Below are 18,927 nucleotides of genomic sequence, written 5' to 3'. Positions count from 1 at the left end.
ACTAATTGCGGTCTCGGGGCGGCCGCGAACCGCATTCAGGTGACTAATTGCGATGGCCACGAGTCACTTTTGGTCACCGAGGAGTATCTGTTCGAGCAACAGGTCGACGTCGCGGGCGGACTCCGCTTCGCCTATCCGGTGGAACGTTTCGGCGGCGCGCAGCGCGCGGCGGGCGGCTTCCCGGATCCGGCCCGCGGCGCTGAGCACGTGGGCGGCGACGTGGTCGAGTTGCGCGATGAGATGGTCCCTGGCCGGCGCGGTCTCGGCTTTCACGGCGTGGACGGCGTTCTCCGCGACGTCGAGCGCGGTCAGCGCCGCGTCGAGGTCGCCGGACCGCAGCCGGGAAAGCGTCGCCGCGTTACGGCAGGTGGCGGCCACATAGCCGCCGCCGATCGCCGCCGCCGCGTCGGCCGCCCGTGCGTAGAAGTCGGCGGCGTTCGCGCCGTAGCCGAGCAGGTCCAGTTGTTCGGCGGCGGCCATGCTCACCGAGATGTAGGAGTGCCCGGTGTCGCCCGAGGCCTCGAGGATCTCGGCGAGGACGGCGTATTCGTTGAAGGCGCGGGAAGATTCGCCGAGCGCGCGGTAGGTGTCGGCGTACATCCACCGGCAGCGGTGGTCCCAGTCCGGTGATCCGGCGAGCAGCGAGATGGCGCGGGGTGCGACGTCGAGCACCTCGTCGAAGCGACCGGCGCCGTGCAGTGCGGTGACGAGCACGTACCAGTGTTCCGCGGTGTCCTTGCCTTTCGACGCGGCGGCACCGAGGGCCGCGTACGCGTCGTCGACGGCTTCGGCGAACCGGCCGGTGCCGATCAGGGACAGCGCGCGGAGGTGGCGGAGATGGCCGCGCAACCGTTCCGGGCCGCCGACGGGCAGTGTCGCGAGCAGGTGCTCCACGAAGACGTCGAGCTCGTCGAGCGATCCTGTTCGCTCATAAGCGATCCGGGTCTGCTCGACGGCTTCGACGGCCTTTTCTCCGACGTTCCCCACGATGAAGGCGTCCGTCGCCGCCCGCGCGAGTTCCAGTGTGGTCACCGGATCCTCGCCGTCACCGTTCCGCAACGACGCTTCAAGGCACAGAAGGGTGCCATGGAGCAAGGGATCGCCCGTTTCCCGAGCCCGCTCGGCTCCCCGTCGCAAGGCCTCGTACGCCTCGGCGGTGCGGCCCTGTCCGGAAAGGACGTGCGCCAGCCAGTGTTCGCCCCAGCAGGCCGCGTGGTCGTCCGGCCCCGCGCGCAACCGCGCCGCGGCCACCGTCGTCAGCGCGACCCCGGTCTCGGCCTGATCGTCGAAGACGAGCCACAGGCCGAGCCAGCATTGGTTGAGCAGGAACCGGTTCTCATCGCCCTGTCGCCGGAATCCGGCGGCCGCGTCGCGCAGTCTTTCCTCGGTGTCGTCGCCCTGGAAGAAGATCGCGCGCAGTTCGGTCAGCCGCGGCACGAGTTCGTCCGGGACGTCCTCGATCGCGGCGAGACAGGCTCGCGCCTCTTCCGGTTCGCACCGGTGGTTGTGGATTTCCGCCCGGACGACGAGTTCCTCCGCGGAGAGGCCCGGCGGGGGCAGAATCGGGACCCTGGGGAGCGCGGAAGGCAGGAGCGGGACGAATTCCGCGACCGGTTTCGCGGCCATCTTCGCTTCGGCGTGCGCGGTGAAGTACCCGGTGTGCTCGCGTCCGTCGAGTTCCTCCGCTTCGACGAACGCCGCCGCCCGCATCCGCACGTTCAGCCTGCTCAACGAAAGGCCGTCGTACGGGCCGTTGAGAACGAACCGGATCTCGCCGTATCCGGTTTCTGTCAACCGGCGGGTGAGCAGGGCCGCCGAGGCGAAGAATTCGAGCCTGCCGACGGCGTCCGAATGATCTCCGACACCGTCCAAAAGCGACAGAAGATCGAGACCGAGGTGCTCGTTGCCGGTGAGGGCGCAGAACTCCAGCCGCAGGGCGTGGTCGCCGTAGCGGAGCGGCGCCCCGGACGAGGCCCTGGTCACCCACCGATAGGTCGACGCGGCCTGGGCGTATTTGCCTGCCGCCGCCAGCGGCACCAGCGTCCGGCAGAGCCGGGTGATCTCGGCCCCGTCGGAGCCGGCGGAGTCGTTCCCGCCCGCGCGGCGTGGTTCCACTTCCATGGTTCTGCCCCCAGAACAATGACGTCGACGCCGGATCTTAACTCCCGGCGTCGCGTCATGGTCCTGCTTTCGGGTGGTTCAGGGCACGCGTACGGCGGCGATTTGGGTCGCCTGCCCGATCAACCTGTTCTTTTCGTCCCAAAGCTCCGCGACTTCGTCCATCCGGTCGCCGCCGACCGCGCCCGCGCGCATCCGCACCCGCACCGGGCCGGGTGCCGGCAGCCCGCGCAGGTACGCGGTGAACTGGACGGTCGGCGCCCAGCCCGCGATGCCGAGGTCGTAGGAGATCGGCGGCACCGGGTCGAGTGCCACGAGCAGGCTCACCGGATCCCAGTCGGTGCCGTCGGCGAGTCGCAGCCAGGACGAGATGACGCCTTTCCGGGACGGCTGTCCCACCGCGAAGCCCGCCGAGGCCGGGTCGATCCGCTGCTCGACGACGTCCATCAGGCCGATGCGGAACCCGCCGCCGTCGGCGGGCACGGGCAGGCAATCCTGCTCCGGCGGGATCTCGATCGGGTCCACTCCGGACCACCACGCGTCGCCGTCGGTCAGGACGCCCTGGGTGATCAGGGCCTCGGTGCAGGGCGCGCCGTGTTGGCTCAGCCGCGCACGCAGTTGGGTGAGGCCGCGGCCCTCGCGCAGCACCTCGACTTCGACGACCGCCGGACCGGGCTCGGGCGCCACCGAGAACGAGCCGCTGATCGCGGTCAGATGCGGATGCGAGGAGACCTCGGCGGCGGCCTTGGCGAGCACGGCGAGCAGGTAGCCGCCGTGCAGCTTCGTCCCGATCGTCCACTGTGGATCGAGCTCGGTGTCGAATACCGGGTCTTCGCCCCGGCGGAGCAGGGCGGTCGCGGTCTGGAAGTGCGCCATGCCCCAAGCTGACACCGTCAAGTTGACGCTGTCAAGTCAAAGCTGGCAGCATCACGGCATGGGCGCGAAGCGGACGAAGGCGCGGCCGGGTGAAGGAGAGAAGCTGCGGGGCGAGATCCTGTCCGCCGCCGACGCCCTGCTCGGCGAGGCGGGGACCGACGAGGCGCTCACACTGCGCGCCGTCGCACGCCGGACCGGCGTTTCCACGCCGTCGGTCTACGCGCACTTCCCGAGCCGCGACGCCTTGCTCGAGGCGGTCTGCCTCCGGGTGTGGGACGAACTCGGGCACCGGATGCGCGATCACGCCGCCGAGGTCGCCGATCCCATGCGCGCGCTCAGTCGTTGCGCACGGGTGTACGCCCGGTTCGCCCTCGACCATCCGGTGCAGTATCGGGTGCTCCTGATGCGCCCCTCCGGCGGCTCGTCGCCCGGCGCCGTCGCGTGTTTCCGGTATCTCGCCGACGCGACCGCCGCCTGCGTGCGGGCCGGGATCCTTCGCGGCGAACCGGAAATCCTCGCGATGGGTCTCTGGTCGGCGATGCACGGCTGCGTGAGCCTGCTGATCGCGCAGCCGGGATTCGACTGGCCGGAAGAGCCGGAGGCGCTGATCGACACCGTCATCCGGATGGCGGGACTCGGCACGGCGCTCGCCTGCCGCGTCCCGCGCGACGCCATTCCGCCGAGTGCCGTAATGGCGGATGACCTGGACGAACTGGCGGCGGGCTGGGCGACACCGCGGCATCGGACTGGATAGGCTCCTCGCATGTCCGGGACCCCGACGACCGACGACCGCCTCCAGGTGCTCGAAGCCATCACCGATACGACCTTGGGTCATTTCGACCAGGACAAGGTGATGGCCACCCTCCTCGCGCGGGTTCGCGAGGTCCTCGGCGTCGACACGGCCACGGTGCTCCGGCACGACCCGGACGCGCAGTTGCTGCACGCCGTCGCCGCGTCGGGCATCGAGGAGGAGGTCTATCAGGACGTCCGGGTCCCCGTCGGGGCGGGCTTCGCCGGCCGGGTGGCCGCGGAACGGCGTCCGGTGATCCTCGACCACGTCGATGAGACCACCGTGGTCAACGCGCTCCTGTGGGAACGCGGGCTGCGCGCCCTGCTCGGGGTGCCGATGCTGGCCGAGGACGAGCTGATCGGCGTGCTGCACGTCGGTTCCGTGACGCCGCGCGACTTCGACGAGGCCGATATCGAACTGCTGCGGCTGGTGGCCGGGCGGCTCGCGCTGGCGTTGCGGATCGAGAACTCCACGGCCGATCGGGCTGCCGCGGCGGCGCTCCAGCGGAGCCTGCTGCCGGCGCGGCTGCCAGCCGTCTCCGGGATGAAGTTCGCCGCGCGGTACGTGCCGGGTACCGAGCCCGGGGTCGGCGGTGACTGGTACGACCTGTTCGCCCTGCCGGGCGACCGCCTCGGCATCGTGATGGGCGACGTCGCCGGGCACGGTCTCAACGCCGCCGTGATCATGGGACGGCTGCGCAGCGCGCTTCGCGCCTACGCGCTCGAATCGGACGATCCGGCGGAGGTGCTGTCCAAATTGGACCGGAAGGTCCAGCATTTCGAGCCGGGAGCGCTGGCCACCGTCGTGTACGGGCTGGTGTCGGCTTCGCGGGACAAGTTCGCGGTCTCGCTGGCCGGGCACCTGCCGCCGGTGTTCGCGGCCCCCGGCGGACCTTCGGCGTTCGTCGATGTCCCGGTCGATCCGCCGATCGGCGTCACCGGGCCGCCGCGACGGACCGTGGAGCTCGAGTTGCCGCCCGGTGGTGTGCTCGCCTTCTACACCGACGGTCTCGTTGAGCGCAGGGATCACCTGATCGACGTCGGTCTGCGGCGGCTCACCGACGTGGTCACCGCCGATCAGCCAGGGGTGGTCTGCGCGCGGGTGATGGCCGCGCTCGTCGGCACGACGCCCGCGCAGGACGACATCGCCATCCTCGTCGCCCGGCGCGAACTCATTGAGGGGTAAGGCAAACGTGGCGTGATGCCAAGGTGTGTCGCGAAAGCCACTTTCGCGACGTCAGATGTCCCGAAAGTGGCTTTCGCGACACGGCCGGCGGCCCCTGGTCCGTGGACACTCCGCCCGACAAGACACGTTTGACCTTCGGCTCGATAACCGAGTCACCGGACCGGGTGATTGGCGCGGACGTTCACGGCCGCGAGCTCGACGGTCTTGGCGATCCGCCGCTCGCGGGTTTCCGGCTTCTTCGCGGTCAGGATCCACTCCAGGATCAGCCTTTTCGACGACGGCGGGAACTTCTCGAAATGGGTGCGGGCCGCCTCGTCGGCTTCGAGCCGGGCACGCAGGTCTTCGGGGACGCCGTCGCCGTCCGGCACGACCTGCCAGCGGCCCTTCTCCTTGGCAAGGTCGATCATCGCCTGACCGCGTTCGGTCATCAGCCCCTCGGCGATCAGGCGGGCGGCCCGCTCACGGTTGACCCGGCTCCACGAACTCCGGGGGCTGCGCGGCGTGAACCGCAGCCGCGAACTCGTGGCGTCGTGCTTGCGGTGCAGCCCGTCGATCCAGCCGAAACACAGGGCCTGCTCCATCGCCTCTTCGATCCGGACGCTGGGGACGCCACTGTCCTTGTGCCGGATGACCAGCCAAACCTCCTTCTCGGTCCCTGCGTTCTCGGCCAGCCACGCGCGCCACTCGGCGGGGTCGGTGGCACTGAAGGTGGTCTCGTCCATGACCGTGTTCCTTTCGCCGTAACGTCTGTGACCATCATCGGAAGCAAAGTGCTCACCGACTGAGCACTTTTCGAAGGGAGGCGGTCTCGGATGGAGATCTGGGTGAACCCGGCGTGCTCCAAATGCCGTTCGGCGGTGTCGATGCTCGACGACGCGGGGGCCGAGTACACGGTGCGGAAGTACCTCGAAGAGCCGCCGACGGCGAAGGAACTGAAGGCCGTCCTCAAGCGGCTCGGGCTCGAACCGTGGGACATCACCCGCACCGCCGAGCCGATCGCGAAGGAACTAGAACTGAAGACCTGGGGGCGCACCCCCGCCGACCGCGACCGGTGGATCGACGCACTGGTCACCCATCCGAAGCTGATCCAGCGGCCGATCATCACCGCCGACGACGGCACGACCGTGGTGGCGCGGACCCCGGAAGCCGTGCGGTCGGTGCTGCCCGGCTGACCGCGGCGGGCCGGCTGTACCAGGTCGGCGGTTTCGCGTGACTGGCTGGCCGACACGTGTGATCCGGCGGACGACACGCGTGTCGTCCCTCCAGTCACGCGAAACCGCCACTCGCGCACCGGTTCTGACCGCCCTTACGCTCACGAGGGGTGAGCAGCAGGAGCGCCAGGATCACGACGGCCGCGCCCGCGAACACCGGCCGCAGCCCGAAGGCCTCCGCGAGCAGCCCGGCCGCCGCCGCGCCCAGCGGTTTGGTGCCCCACGCGACGAGCCGGTGGCCGCTGGTGCCCCGGCCCAGTAGGTGGTCGGGGGTGAGTCGCTGCCGCAGCGAAACGACGACGACGTTCCACACCACGACCCCGGCCCCGCCGAGGAAGAACACCGCGCCGATCACGTACGGATTCGTGGTCACCGCAGGGATTCCGACCAGCGCGGCGCCGGTCAGCAGACTGAGGACCAGGGTGCGGGAACGGCCGAGCGCGCGTTCGATCCGCTCCGCCGCGAACGACGCCACGAAACTGCCGGCGGCGATGGTGGCCAGTAGGAAACCGTAGGCCTGTTCCGTCAGGCCCATCGCCGAAGACGGGCCCACCGCGTAGAGCACGAAGAGCGTGATCATGGCGCTGGTGGCGAAGTTGAACCCGCCGACCATGATCGCCAGAATTCGGAGAATCCGGTTCTCCCAAAGGAAACGCAGCCCTTCAACGAGATCTTCGCGCACGCTCGTGCCGCGTGTCCGCTCCGCGCGGAACGAACCCGGGACGAAGAAGAGCGCGAAGACCGCGACGATCCAAAGCGCCGAGGGTGTCGCGAAGGCAGCGAAGGCGCCTGCGGCGACAAGGAAACCGCCCACCGGCGGCCCGGCGAACTCGTTGGCGGTGAGTTCGGCGGCGTAGAGGCGGCTGTTGGCGCGCGTCAGCCGATCGCGGCCGACGATCTGAGGGAGAATCGCCTGCGCGGCCGTGTCGTGGACCGTTTCGGCGAGCCCGAGTCCGAGCGCGACCACGTAGAGCAGCCAGATCGACCCGAGATCCATCGCGATCGCCACAGCGAGCCCGGCGAGCAGGCCCGCGCGGAGCACGTTCGCGGTGAGCATCGCGCGGCGGCGGTCGACGCGGTCGGTGAGTACCCCGGCGTGCAGGGCGAACACCAGCCACGGCAAGGACGACACGAACGCCAGCCCCGCGATGAGTGCCGGTGACCGGGTGAGCTGGACGGCCACCAGGCCGAGCGCGATCTTGACGATCCCGTCGGCCAGATTCGACAGGCCCGACGCGCTCCACAGCCGCCAATAGGCGCTCCCCAGCGAAGTCATCGATCGAGAATCGCACATCGATTGAGAAAACTCCATCGATGTTGCTCTTCTCCATCAGTCGGCTACGCTCCGGTCATGGACGATCAAGTCGCCGCGAGGGTCGCGGACCGGCGGCGTGAGGCGACGGCGCGTGAGGCCAAAGCGCTCGGGCACCCCCTGCGGCTGCGCATTCTCCGGCTCTGCGGCGAGCGGGAACTGACCAACAAGGAGCTCGCCGACCGGCTCGGCAAGGACCCCGGCACGGTGCTCTACCACGTCCGGCAGCTCGCCGAGGCCGGCCTGCTGGAGCAGGCACCCGTGCGTACCGGCGCGAGCGGGGCGCTCGAGAAGCCCTACCGCAGCGTCGGCAAGAGCTGGTGGCTGAACGGGCCGTTGAACGACGAGGACGAAGAAACCCGCTTCGGGCCGATTGAGGCCTTCCAGGAAGAACTTCGCGAAGCGGGTCCGGGTTCGGTGCGGGTGGTCGAGCGGTTCGCGCTGCACCTCTCGCCGGAGGAGGCCGCCGAACTCGACAACCGCATCCTCGACATCCTCGACGAGTACATGGCCACCGACCGGCAGCGGCTCGACCGGCCGCTGCTCAACGGGATCTTCCTGCTGCACCGCATGGCCGAGTGAGTTTTCGCGGTCGTGGGTGGTGGGGACGCACTCGCGTGCTCAGACCCAGATCTCGCGTGTTTGTAGACGGAACTCGCGTGTTCAGACTCCGCACTCCCGAGTGCGCCATCCAAGCACGCGAGTCACGCCTTCGCGACCGGCCGCCGAGGTCACAGCCGTCCACTGTCACCAGGGATCACTCGCGCTGTCAGGTCAGCTTGCGGAAGAAGTTCCGGATGTCGCCGAGCAGGAGGTCCGGCGCGTCCTGGGTCGCCCAGTGGCTGCCGCGGTCGAATTCCTGCCACGAAACGATGTTCGCGTGGTCCCGCTCGGCGAAGCGCCGCAGCGGCCGGAAGTCGTAGGCGAAACTCGCGAGGCCGGTCGGCGCGGTCGTCGGCTCGGCGGGGTGCTCGGCGTGCTTGTCCTCGTAGTAGAACCGCGCCGCCGAGGCCGCGGTGTTGGTGAGCCAGTACAGGGTGGCGTTGGTGAGCACGTGGTCGTCGCTCGTGCCCGACAGCAGTTGCGCGCTCCAGGCCAGCTGCCCGGTCGGCGAGTCGGCGAGCGCGTGCGCGAGGTTCTGCGGCGCGCTTTCCTGGAGCTTCGCGTAGCCGGACATGTCGTCGTTGAAGTGCTGCAGGAACTGCAGGTACTCCAGTTCCTGTTCGGTCATGCCTTCGAACTCCGCCGGATCGCCGCTGGGGAACGAGAACAGCTGCGTGACGTGCACGCCGATCACGTGCTCGGCGTCGGCGCGGCCGACCTCGGGGGCGACGAACGAACCGGCGTCGTTCCCGTGCGTGCCGTAGCGCTCGTAGCCGAGACGGCGCATCAGCTCGGCCCAAGCCTGAGCCGTGCGGTACCGGTTCCAGCCCTTCTCACGCGTCGGGCCGGAGAAGCCGAACCCGGGCAGCGACGGGATCACGACGTGAAACGCGTCGGCCGGGTCGCCATCGTGCGAGCGCGGGTCGGTCAACCGGTCGATCAGGTCGAGGTATTCGAAGACCGAGTTCGGCCAGCCGTGCGTGAGGATCAGCGGCGTCGCGTCCGGCTCCGGCGAGCGGACGTGCAAGAAGTGGATGTTCTGCCCGTCGATCTCGGTGGTGAACTGCGGGTACTCGTTGAGCTTCGCCTCCCACTTACGCCAGTCGTAGCCCTCGCGCCAGTACGCGACCAGACGCTGCACGTATTCCAGCGGCACGCCGTACTCCCAGCCCGGTGTGACCGGTCCGCGCTGCACCCCGTCGGTCACCTGGTCGGCGGGCAGTTCGTTCGCCCAGCGGACGCGGGCCAGGCGGTCGGCCAGGTCGTCCAGCTCGGCCTGCGGGATGTCGATGCGGAAGGGCTTGATCTCCGTGTTCTCGTTCATAAGACCAAGGTAGAGTGCCATTAGGAACATCCCGTTCCTAATGGAGGAGCAGTCTGAGGAAATGTTGGAAACTTCGGCAAGACTGCTGCGTCTGCTCTCCCTCCTGCAGACCCCCCGTGACTGGACCGGCACTGAACTGGCGGAACGCCTGGAGGTCAGCGCCAGGACGATCCGCAACGACGTCGAGCGGCTGCGCGCGCTCGGCTATCCGGTGAACGCGACCCGTGGTTCGGTCGGCGGCTACCGGCTCGGCGCGGGCGCCGAGCTGCCGCCGTTGCTGCTGGACGACGAGGAGGCCGTCGCGGTCGCGATCGGACTGCGCACCGCGGCGGGTGGCACCATCGCGGGCGTGGAGGAGACGTCCTTGCGCGCGCTCGCGAAACTCGAGCAGGTGCTGCCGTCGCGGTTGCGGCGCCGTGTGAACGCCTTGCAGGCGTACACGATCCCGGTGCCGAGGGACGAGCCCGGCCCGCGCGTCGCCGCCGAGACCCTCACCGTGCTGACGGCCTGCTGCCGGGATCGCGAGGTGCTGCGGTTCGGCTACCGCGCCCACGACGGTTCGGAAAGCGTCCGGAAGGTCGAGCCGTACCGTCTCGTGAACTGGGGCCGCCGCTGGTACCTGGTGGCGTGGGATCTCGACCGAGGCGACTGGCGCACCTTCCGCGTCGACAGGCTGACGCCGCGCGTCCCGACGGGTCCGCGGTTCACCGCGCGTGAGCTGCCCGAGGACGTCACGGACCGGGTGCGGCGCGGCGTCTCGGCCGCCGCGTGGCGGTACCGGGCCGACGTCACCGTGCACGCGTCCGCCGAAGAGGTGACCGCGCGGATCAACCCGGCCGTCGGCACGGTCGAGGCCGTCGACGCGAACACGTGCGTGCTGCACACCGGCGCGGACAGCATCGAGACGATGGCCGTCCACTTAGGACTGCTCAACTTCCCGTTCCGGGTCACCGAACCCCCGCAATTGGTCACCTACTTGCGGGAGTTGGCCGATCGGTACCGCGACGCGACCGCAAGTAGGTGACGAATTGCGGGGCCTTCAGTGGGCGAAAGTGGTCAGGAAGCGGTCCCGGAACGCGTCCATGCGCCAGACCGGCGCGTTCCGGTCCGGGTTCAGGCCGTCCTGCCAGTTCCATCCGGTGATCTTGTCGAGCACGGCCTTGTCCCGCGTGACCACGGTGATGGGCACGTCGCGATCCGCGCCCGCGCCGGCGACGATCGGATTCGGCTGGTGGTCGCCGAGGAAGACGAGCACGAGGTCGTCGTCGCCGTACGTCTCCACATACGAGATGAGCGAGTTCAGCGAATAACCGATCGAGTCGCCGTACGCGTCGCGCACCTTGGCCGGGTCGGTGAACACCTCGTCGGGCGTTTTCCCTTGGGAGGGCATGGGATTGTAGATCGACCCGTCGCCGACGGCGGTCCAGTCGACCATCCGGGGGAGCGGCGTCCACGGCCAGTGACTGGTGACCAGATCGATCTCCGCCATCAGCGGCGGCCGGTCCGGCCTCGCGCGTTCGGCGCGCTGGAAAGCCGAAAGCGTGAACTGGTCCGGCATCGTGGCGTAGGAGAACGGCGGCCCGCGATAGCCGATGCCGCGTGAGTCGTAGTAGCGGTCGTAGCCGTAGACCTTGCCGTCCTGCCAGTCCTCGGTATGCGCCGGGACGACGCCGACCGTCTCCCAGCCCGCACGTTTGAACGCGCCGCCGAGGGTGAACCGGTCCGTCTTCACGAAGTCGTCGTACCGATGCTGACTGTCGACCCAGACGCCGGATTGGAACGTCGAGTGCGCCAGCCAGCTTCCCGCGCTTGTCGTCGGTGACGTCAGAAAAGCGCTGCGCGAGCCGTATCCGGCGTTCTTCAGCCGCGCGGTCCCGGCGTCGAGAACCGCGTCGACCTTGGGCGCGATGTCGGAGTCCTGGACGGCCACTCGCCCGTAACTCTCGACGAAGGTGAACAGGACGTCCTTACCGCGCAACGCGTTCAGCAGCCCGGAAGGCGGAGTGTCCCGGAAGGCGTCGACGGCGACTTCCTCGGCGAAGGCATCCCGGTCGCGGATGCCGGCTCGCACCTGGCGGAGGTCTTCGTAGGCGAAGGCGACCGCGCTGCGCGACGCGAGCGGCTGCCCCGGAGCGAGTTGCGCGCCCGAGACCGCGCACACCATCCAAAGCACGCTGAGCACGGCCGTCACTCTGGTCGACGTGGTGCGCCGTCCGGCAACCACCCGGCTCAGCCGCAGGACGGCGAGCGCCATCAGCACGATCACGACCACGGCCAGCAGCGTCAGCCCGGCGAACGACGCGATCGCGCCCGCCTGACCGATCGACGTGCCGAGCAGATCGACGCCGTTGCCGAGCACACCCCAATCGAACACCGGGTCGAACCGCCGGTTCAGCGCGAGCCCGAAGCCGATGTCGATGGCCTTGACCACGGTCAACACCCCGAGGACCGCGCCGGCGGACACCGCGACGATCCGCCTCGCGCCGTCGCGCAGCATGAGCACGACCGCCACCCCGAGCAGCGCCTCCACCGGCAGCCGCACGAACGCCTCCGGCGTCAGCCCATCGAGGTCCTTCGGCGCGAGCAGGGCGAACAGCACGAGGACGGCGGACAGCGTCGTCGCCGCGCTGGACGCGATTTCGCGGGCTGTCGTCCGGTCGCCGGGCAGGCCGGCCAGCGCGGGACGGATCAAAACCGACAAGGGCGTGTCTCCCGAACTGAGGCTCGCTGGTCGGGCGAGGACACGCGCGCTTCTTGTGACACAGACAAGGCGGGTTCCTTCCGGGGTGGACTGCCTTCATCGGGTTACACGGATGGCGGGCCCCCGCGGTTCAGCCCGAGCGCCAGGTGCGCAGCGCCCACCACCAGCCGACGGTGTGCCGCACATGCGTGCCGCCGTCGTCTTCCGGCGGGTCGAGCGACGTCCCGGTGATCTCGCCGAGCCGGGAAAGCCGGTACCTGACGGTGTTCGCGTGGACGTGCAGCGCCGCGGCCGTCTGGTCGAGCCGCCGTCCGTGGTCGAGGTAGGCCAGCGCGGTGGAGACGAGTTGCTCGTGGAAGGGATCGCCTGGCGTCAGCGCGTTCAGCAGGGTGCCTTCGAGCAGCGCGGCGAGCCCCGGCTGGGCGGCGAGCGCGGTCTCCACGGCCAGATCGGCCACCGCGTGCAGACCGCGGGAGCGAGTCGGCAGCGCCATCACGCACAGCGCGTGCATCGCACGGACCTCGGCGAGCGGGACGGCGGGGGAGGCCACCATGAGGACGTCGTCCCCGAGCGCCGACGCGGTGGGCAGCCGCGGCGCCAGCCCGGTCAGCCGTCCCTCGACCAGGCCGAAGACGCCACCCGTCGCGCCGAGCCGTCGCTCGACGACCATGGCCTGGTACGGATCGCCGACGTCGGAGAGCAGACAGTGGAAGCGGCCGCCCGGGTTCAGCCCGGTGTTCGCGACCTCCTCGGCCGAAGGCGGCGTCGTGTCCCCGCTCAGCAGCCGCCGCAGCAACCGGGCCCGGCTGTCGTGGACCGTCCGGGAGAGTTCGAGTTCGGCTTCGTGGTAACCGGCGATGACCTGGCGTTCGAGCGCGCGGGTGTTCCGGTCGAAGTCCACCAGCGCCGCCAGCATGACGTCGTCCGGAACGCCTGCCGCCTTGCCGCGTTCGACGGCGATCTCGACCGCGCGGCTGCGGCCCGCCTGCACCCCGCGCAGCAGCGCGGCGAGCGGCACGCCCTGCGCGGCCCTGTCCGCACCGAGGACGGCGGCCGCGGCGTAGTCCTGCTCCCCGGCCCCACCCGGCCGGTCGAAAGAGGCGAGGCCGGCGGCGAGCACGATCGCGACGTGCCGCCGGTTCTCGTCCACCGGCAACCGCGCCACTTCCGGCGACTCCGTGCGGGCGGCGCGGACCACTTCGTCGACGACGCCGGCGTCGGCCGCCATCGCGGCCAGCACGTCGTGGAGCGACCGGTGCGCCATCGCCACCGCCTTCCCGCGCGGATTGTGCCCGGTGCACAACGAAGCCGGCGGTCCTTGGCGACCGGCCCCTACCGAGGGTGTCCGGCCGGTTGGTTTCCTGTGAGCTACCGAAAGGTAACAGGCCCTCGCCGAAAGGTGCGCCCGATGCGGAAACGCCGGTTGCTGAACACCATCCTCGTGACCTGCCTCGCCGCCGCGGCACTGGGCTCGGTGCCCGTCGCCGGCGCGAGCGCGGCCCTGCGGCAGGTCCTGTTCGTGGGCAACAACTGGGAGGGGACCGCGGACGTCATCCGCCCCTCCGGCGACTACGCCAAGATCGCGCGCGTGAACATGGTGCCGGACAAGGAGGAGCGGCTCACCGAGATCTACCTGAACCCGATCAAGCTCGCGTTCTTCCTCGGTATCCGCAACGGCGTCGGCGAGGGGCACGACCAGCTCGTCGACGACCTCTACACGACCCCGGACGGCCGTTCCGTCGTCGCGTCCCGCCCGAGTTTCGCCGACGTCGTGTCGATCGACCTCACCACCGGCCGCGTCAACTGGCGGTTCCCGGTGTCCGGGTTCCGGTCCGACCACATGGCGGTGTCGCCGGACGGCCGCAGCATCGCGGTCTCGGCCTCGACGTCGAACACCGTCCACGTGCTGGACATCGAGACCGGCAAGCAGCTCGGCTCGTTCAAGACCGGCGACAAACCGCACGAGAACACCTACACCGACGGCGGCCGGTACCTCTGGAACAGCTCGATCGGCGAGGTGAACACCGCGCTCGACGCGCCGTGGCAGGACTTCACCAAGGGCGACCGGAAGCTCACCGTGGTCGACGCGAAAACCTTCCAGCAGGTCAAGGTGATCGACATGCGCCAGCGCTTGGACGCCTTCGGGCGCAGCGATCTGTCCGACGCCGTCCGGCCGGTCGCGTTCACGCCCGACGAGTCGAAGCTGTACTTCCAGGTCTCGTTCTTCAACGGCCTGCTCGAATACGACGTCGCCGCCGACCGGATCACGCGGTCGAAGACGCTGCCGAAGAACCCGGACACCAGCGAGGACCGCACGACCTGGGTCAACGACTCGCGTCACCACGGGCTCTCGATGAGCCCGGCGGGAGACAAGCTGTGCGTCGCCGGGACGATGGACGACTACGCGACCATTGTGGACCGTGCGAGCCTGCGCGAGGCGCAGCTCGTGACGGCCGCGAAGCCGTACTGGGCGACCGTCAGCGGTGACGGAAAGCATTGCGTCATCTCGGAAAGCGCGTCGGACCAGGTGACCGCGATCGACTTCGCGACCGGCGCGAAGGTCAAGTCCGTCCCGGTCGGCGACCACCCGCAGCGCATCCGGATCGGGCACGTGCCCGAGGGCTGGGCGGGGCCCGCGGGCCGGTAGCCTTCGCTGGTGAGCGAAGAGATCTGGGCGGCCCTCGGTGCGACATCCCTCGACGAGGTGCGGCGGCGTGCCGCGGTGATCGACGCGATCACCGAGATCGCGCCGGTCGAGGTGGATGGCGCGGAGCGGTTCGCCTGGAACGACAGTGGCGGGCAGTCGGCCGTGTGGTACTTCACGCCGGACAAGCACGCGCTGTTGCTGACCTTCGACCACGAGTCGGATCTGAACCTGTACGCCGAAGAGGACTACTCGGTGCAGGAGGCGCTCTACGGCGGCGTCCCCGAACACCTCGTCGCGCTGGTGCGCAACCGGCCCGAGAACTACGAATCCCTGAACCTCGTCGACGCGGCGACGGGAGCGGCGATCCACTACGCCGGTGGCGTGTTCTGGTTCGACGGCGAGCGGTGGGCGCAGGCCGAAGGCTTCCTCGAACACTGCCGCGGGGAGGGCCTGGACCCGCTGAGCGAGTCGGGGTTCACCTACTGCCTCGGCGACTACCGGTTCGGCGAGGAGTTCACCCCGGAGGCGATCGTCGAGGACCGGACCGCCGACGACTGGTACGAAGACGACGCGGAACGGGAGAAGGCGCTGGCCGACATCCGGGAGATCTTCGCGCGGCTCGGCTGAGGTACCGCTCAGCGCACGATCTTGGCTCCACTGTGGCACCGTTTCAGGAATGAGCCTGCTCCTTGGTCCGTTGCTGCGCCACGTCGACAAGACGTCGGCGACGGTGTGGGTCGAGACCGGCACCGCGAGTGAGGTCGAAGTCCTCGGCACGACCGCGAGGACGTTCGAGATCCGGGGTCACCACTACGCCCTGCTCGTGCTGACCGGACTCGCACCCGGCACCAGTACCGAGTACGAGGTGCGCGTGGACGGCGAAAAGGTGTGGCCCCTCGCTGATTCCGGGTTCCCGCCCAGCCGCATCCGGACCCTGCCCGAGAACGAGTCCCGGGTCCGGCTCGTGTTCGGCTCGTGCCGCAAACCGCACGACGGTGACGCCTTCGGCCCGGACGCGCTGGTCGCGTACGCCCGCCGGATGGCCGACGGCGAGGAAGCCGAGTGGCCGCAGGCGTTGCTGATGCTGGGCGATCAGGTCTACGCCGACGAAACCACCGATGAGACGCAGGAATGGCTCTCCCGGCGGCGGGACATCTCGAAGCCGCCCGGGACCGAGGTGACGGACTTCGAGGAGTACACGCACCTCTATCTCGAAGCCTGGGGCGAGCCGACGATCCGCTGGCTGCTCTCCACCGTGCCCACGTCGATGATCTTCGACGACCACGACGTCCGCGACGACTGGAACACCTCGCATACGTGGCGGCAGCAGATGCGCGCGCAGCCGTGGTGGCGGGAGCGCCTGCGCGGGGCGATCATGTCGTACTGGGTCTACCAGCATCTCGGGAACCTCGGCCCGGCCGAACTCGCCGAGGACCCGACGTTCCAGAAGGCCGTCACCTCCGGCGGTGACAACGCCGACCTGCTCGTCGCGTTCACCGACGAGGCCGACGACGACCGCGACGGCACCAAGGGCGCGCGATGGAGTTACCGCCGCGACTTCGGCAAGGTGCGGTTGCTGGTCATCGACAGCCGGGCGGGCCGGATCCTGGTGGGCGGCGCCCGGTGCATGGTGGACGACGACGAGTTCGACTGGATCGAAGAGAACGCCGCCGACGCCTGTGACCACCTGCTCATCGGCTCGTCGCTGCCGTGGCTGCTGCCGCCGGTCATCTCCCATCTCCAGTCGCTCAACGAACGGGCCTGCGCACGCCCCGGGTGGCGGGGGAGGCTCGCGGAGAAGATCCGGCAGGCGGGCGACCTCGAACACTGGGCGTCGTTCCGCGACTCGTTCGACAGGCTCGCCGCCATGATCGCGCGCGAGGGGCGCCGGGAGGATCCGCCCGCCACCATCTCGGTGCTCTCCGGCGACGTCCATCACGCCTACATCGCCGAGGCGAGCTACCCGGAGCCGGTGACGTCGGCGGTGTACCAGCTGACCTGCTCGCCGGTGCACAACGCGATGCCGAGGCCGCTCCGGCTCGCGTTCGCGGCCACTTGGTCGGCTTCGCTGGCCACGCTCGCGCGCCGGTGGGCGGCGCGGGGCGGTGTCGACCCCCTGCCACTCGACTGGCGAAAGACGTCGGGACCGCATTTCGGCAACGTGGTCGCCACGGTCGATACCGCCGGCCGCTCCGCCATCACGACGATCGAACAGGCCACCGGTGACGGGCTGATCGAGGTGGCCGGGCAGAGGCTGGCTTGACCCGGCCACGCACTCGGTAATATCGCCGCGTGACAACCTCTGCCGAAACACTCGAGTTCCAGTCGGAGGCACGTCAGCTGCTTCAGCTGATGATCCACTCGATCTACTCGAACAAGGACACGTTCCTGCGGGAACTGGTGTCCAACGCCTCCGACGCACTGGACAAACTCCGCCTCGAAGCGTTCCGCGACAAGGACCTCCAGGCGGAAACCGACGATCTCCACATCGAGATCGCGACCGACCCCGAAAACCGCACGCTGACCGTGCGGGACAACGGAATCGGGATGAGCCGGGACGACGTCGTGGCGCTGATCGGCACGATCGCGAAATCCGGCACCGCCGAATTCCTGAAGAAACTGAAGGAGACCAAGGATTCCGCGGCCTCGCAGGACCTGATCGGCCAATTCGGCATCGGGTTCTACGCCAGCTTCATGGTGGCCGACAAGGTCACGCTGCTGACGCGCCGCGCGGGATCGGGCGAAGGCGTCCGATGGGAGTCCGAGGGCGAAGGCACGTACACCATCGAGACGGTCCCGGACCTGCCGCAGGGCACGTCGGTCGTCCTGCACCTCAAGCCCGAGGACGCCGAAGACCAGCTCTTCGACTACACCTCGGCCACGAAGATCAAGCAGATCGTCAAGAAGTACTCGGACTTCATCACCTGGCCGATCCGGATGACCGAGGGCGAAGAGGTCGTCACGGTCAACTCGATGAAGGCACTGTGGGCCCGCTCCTCCAGCGACGTCACCGAAGACGAGTACAACGAGTTCTACAAGCACGTCGCGCACGACTGGAACGATCCGCTGGAGACGATCCGGCTCCAGGCCGAGGGCACCTTCGAGTACCAGGCGCTGCTGTTCCTGCCGGGGCACGCGCCGCTCGACCTGTTCATGCGGGAGCGCAAACGCGGCGTCCAGCTGTACGTGAAGCGCGTCTTCATCATGGACGACTGCGAAGCGCTGATGCCGGAGTACCTGCGCTTCGTGAAGGGCGTCGTCGACGCGCAGGACCTCTCGCTCAACGTGTCGCGCGAGATCCTGCAGCAGGACCGGCAGATCCAGCTGATCCGCCGTCGCCTGGTCAAGAAGGTGCTCTCGACGGTCAAGACCCTGATGGCCGACGAAAACCCGTACAAGTACGAGACGTTCTGGAAGGAGTTCGGCCGCGCCGTCAAGGAAGGCCTGCTGGACGACCACGAGAACCGCACCGCGATCCTCGACATCTGCTCGTTCGCCTCGACGAACGATCCGGAGAAGCTCACGTCGCTGCGTGAGTACGTCGAGCGGATGAAGGACGGCCAGGAGCACATCTACTACCTGACCGGCGAATCGCGGCAGAGCATCGAGAACTCCCCGCACCTGGAAGCCTTCCGGGCCAAGGGGTACGAGGTCCTCGTGCTCACCGACCCGATCGACGAGATGTGGGTCGACGCGGTTCCGGGCTTCGAGGAGAAGCAGTTCCAGTCGGTCGCGAAGGGCGAGGTCGAACTCGACTCCGACACCACCGACGAGCAGAAGGAGGAGTTCTCCGGACTGCTGACCTGGCTCACGAAGACCCTCTCCGAGCAGGTCAAGGAGGTGCGGCTCTCGTCGCGGCTGACGACGTCGCCCGCCTGCATCGTCGGCGACACGAACGACGTCACCCCGACGCTGGAGAAGATGTACCGCGCGATGGGCCAGGAAATGCCGCAGATCAAGCGGATCCTGGAACTCAACCCGGGCCACCCTCTGGTCTCCGGGCTGCGGGACGCCTTCGCCTCGCAGGGTGAGAACGACGGGCTCGGCGAGACCGCCGAACTGCTCTACGGCATGGCTCTGCTGGCCGAAGGCGGCGAACTGGGCGACCCCGCCCGCTTCACGAAGCTCCTCGCCACCCACCTTCAGAAGACCCTGTAGTT

At 69.1% G+C, this 18,927-nt stretch carries 16 protein-coding genes; 9 read left to right on the top strand and 7 right to left on the bottom strand.

Features of this window, described 5'->3' with window-relative positions; genetic code table 11:
- Window positions 1-63: 63 nt before the first annotated feature.
- Entirely contained in the window at window positions 64-2,121 is a 2,058-nt protein-coding gene (locus tag ACLJO0_RS33425) for a hypothetical protein (RefSeq protein ID WP_410582979.1), read from the bottom strand.
- Between the two features lie 78 nt (window positions 2,122-2,199).
- Window positions 2,200-2,994, bottom strand: coding sequence for a thioesterase family protein (locus tag ACLJO0_RS33420; RefSeq protein ID WP_410582977.1), 795 nt, complete (start codon window positions 2,992-2,994; stop codon window positions 2,200-2,202).
- A gap of 58 nt (window positions 2,995-3,052) precedes the next feature.
- Between ACLJO0_RS33420 and ACLJO0_RS33415 the strand changes: the two genes are divergently transcribed.
- Window positions 3,053-3,748 (top strand): TetR/AcrR family transcriptional regulator, encoded by a 696-nt coding sequence (locus ACLJO0_RS33415; protein WP_410582976.1) that lies wholly within the window; start codon window positions 3,053-3,055, stop codon window positions 3,746-3,748.
- A 9-nt stretch (window positions 3,749-3,757) separates the two neighbouring features.
- Window positions 3,758-4,969: a PP2C family protein-serine/threonine phosphatase gene (locus ACLJO0_RS33410; RefSeq protein ID WP_410582975.1), complete on the top strand. Its 1,212-nt coding sequence runs from the start codon at window positions 3,758-3,760 to the stop codon at window positions 4,967-4,969.
- 152 nt (window positions 4,970-5,121) lie between these two features.
- On the opposite strand, the gene ACLJO0_RS33405 is transcribed toward ACLJO0_RS33410, so the two are convergent.
- Window positions 5,122-5,691, bottom strand: a complete 570-nt coding sequence (locus ACLJO0_RS33405) for a YdeI/OmpD-associated family protein (RefSeq protein WP_410582974.1) — start codon at window positions 5,689-5,691, stop codon at window positions 5,122-5,124.
- A 90-nt stretch (window positions 5,692-5,781) separates the two neighbouring features.
- Here ACLJO0_RS33405 and ACLJO0_RS33400 point away from each other — a divergent pair, with 90 nt between their 5' ends.
- Window positions 5,782-6,141, top strand: a complete 360-nt coding sequence (locus ACLJO0_RS33400; RefSeq protein ID WP_410582972.1) for an arsenate reductase family protein — start codon at window positions 5,782-5,784, stop codon at window positions 6,139-6,141.
- 94 nt (window positions 6,142-6,235) lie between these two features.
- Here the strand turns inward: ACLJO0_RS33400 and ACLJO0_RS33395 are convergent, their stop codons facing one another.
- Window positions 6,236-7,456, bottom strand: a complete 1,221-nt coding sequence (locus tag ACLJO0_RS33395; protein ID WP_410582970.1) for an MFS transporter — start codon at window positions 7,454-7,456, stop codon at window positions 6,236-6,238.
- A 75-nt stretch (window positions 7,457-7,531) separates the two neighbouring features.
- On the opposite strand from ACLJO0_RS33395, the gene ACLJO0_RS33390 reads away from it, so the two are divergent.
- On the top strand, window positions 7,532-8,074 hold the full coding sequence (locus ACLJO0_RS33390) for an ArsR/SmtB family transcription factor (protein ID WP_410582969.1): 543 nt from the start codon (window positions 7,532-7,534) through the stop codon (window positions 8,072-8,074).
- A gap of 187 nt (window positions 8,075-8,261) precedes the next feature.
- On the opposite strand, the gene ACLJO0_RS33385 is transcribed toward ACLJO0_RS33390, so the two are convergent.
- Window positions 8,262-9,419 (bottom strand): epoxide hydrolase family protein, encoded by a 1,158-nt coding sequence (locus ACLJO0_RS33385; RefSeq protein WP_410582967.1) that lies wholly within the window; start codon window positions 9,417-9,419, stop codon window positions 8,262-8,264.
- A gap of 61 nt (window positions 9,420-9,480) precedes the next feature.
- On the opposite strand from ACLJO0_RS33385, the gene ACLJO0_RS33380 reads away from it, so the two are divergent.
- A complete protein-coding gene (locus ACLJO0_RS33380) occupies window positions 9,481-10,443 on the top strand; it encodes a helix-turn-helix transcriptional regulator (RefSeq protein ID WP_410582965.1) in 963 nt (320 codons plus the stop codon).
- A gap of 15 nt (window positions 10,444-10,458) precedes the next feature.
- Here the strand turns inward: ACLJO0_RS33380 and ACLJO0_RS33375 are convergent, their stop codons facing one another.
- Window positions 10,459-12,120, bottom strand: a complete 1,662-nt coding sequence (locus ACLJO0_RS33375) for a sulfatase-like hydrolase/transferase (RefSeq protein WP_410582963.1) — start codon at window positions 12,118-12,120, stop codon at window positions 10,459-10,461.
- Between the two features lie 130 nt (window positions 12,121-12,250).
- Window positions 12,251-13,384, bottom strand: coding sequence for a PucR family transcriptional regulator (locus ACLJO0_RS33370; RefSeq protein WP_410582962.1), 1,134 nt, complete (start codon window positions 13,382-13,384; stop codon window positions 12,251-12,253).
- Between the two features lie 144 nt (window positions 13,385-13,528).
- On the opposite strand from ACLJO0_RS33370, the gene ACLJO0_RS33365 reads away from it, so the two are divergent.
- Genes ACLJO0_RS33365 through htpG form a run of 4 tightly spaced genes read left to right on the top strand, consistent with a single transcriptional unit; the run spans window position 13,529 to window position 18,925 of the window.
- Window positions 13,529-14,767, top strand: coding sequence for a YncE family protein (locus ACLJO0_RS33365; protein ID WP_410582960.1), 1,239 nt, complete (start codon window positions 13,529-13,531; stop codon window positions 14,765-14,767).
- 9 nt (window positions 14,768-14,776) lie between these two features.
- Window positions 14,777-15,394, top strand: coding sequence for a hypothetical protein (locus tag ACLJO0_RS33360; RefSeq protein ID WP_410582959.1), 618 nt, complete (start codon window positions 14,777-14,779; stop codon window positions 15,392-15,394).
- A gap of 49 nt (window positions 15,395-15,443) precedes the next feature.
- Window positions 15,444-17,030 carry an alkaline phosphatase D family protein gene (locus tag ACLJO0_RS33355; RefSeq protein WP_410582957.1) on the top strand — a complete coding sequence of 529 codons (1,587 nt, stop codon included), beginning with the start codon at window positions 15,444-15,446 and terminating at the stop codon, window positions 17,028-17,030.
- A gap of 29 nt (window positions 17,031-17,059) precedes the next feature.
- Window positions 17,060-18,925: a molecular chaperone HtpG gene (htpG, locus tag ACLJO0_RS33350; protein ID WP_410582955.1), complete on the top strand. Its 1,866-nt coding sequence runs from the start codon at window positions 17,060-17,062 to the stop codon at window positions 18,923-18,925.
- The last annotated feature ends 2 nt before the right edge of the window (window positions 18,926-18,927 follow it).

The organism is Amycolatopsis sp. lyj-108, from assembly GCF_046549005.1.
Classification (GTDB): Bacteria; Actinomycetota; Actinomycetes; order Mycobacteriales; family Pseudonocardiaceae; genus Amycolatopsis.
The sequence above is the reverse complement of the archived record's forward strand: the minus strand, read 5'-3'. Positions and strand labels throughout refer to the sequence as shown.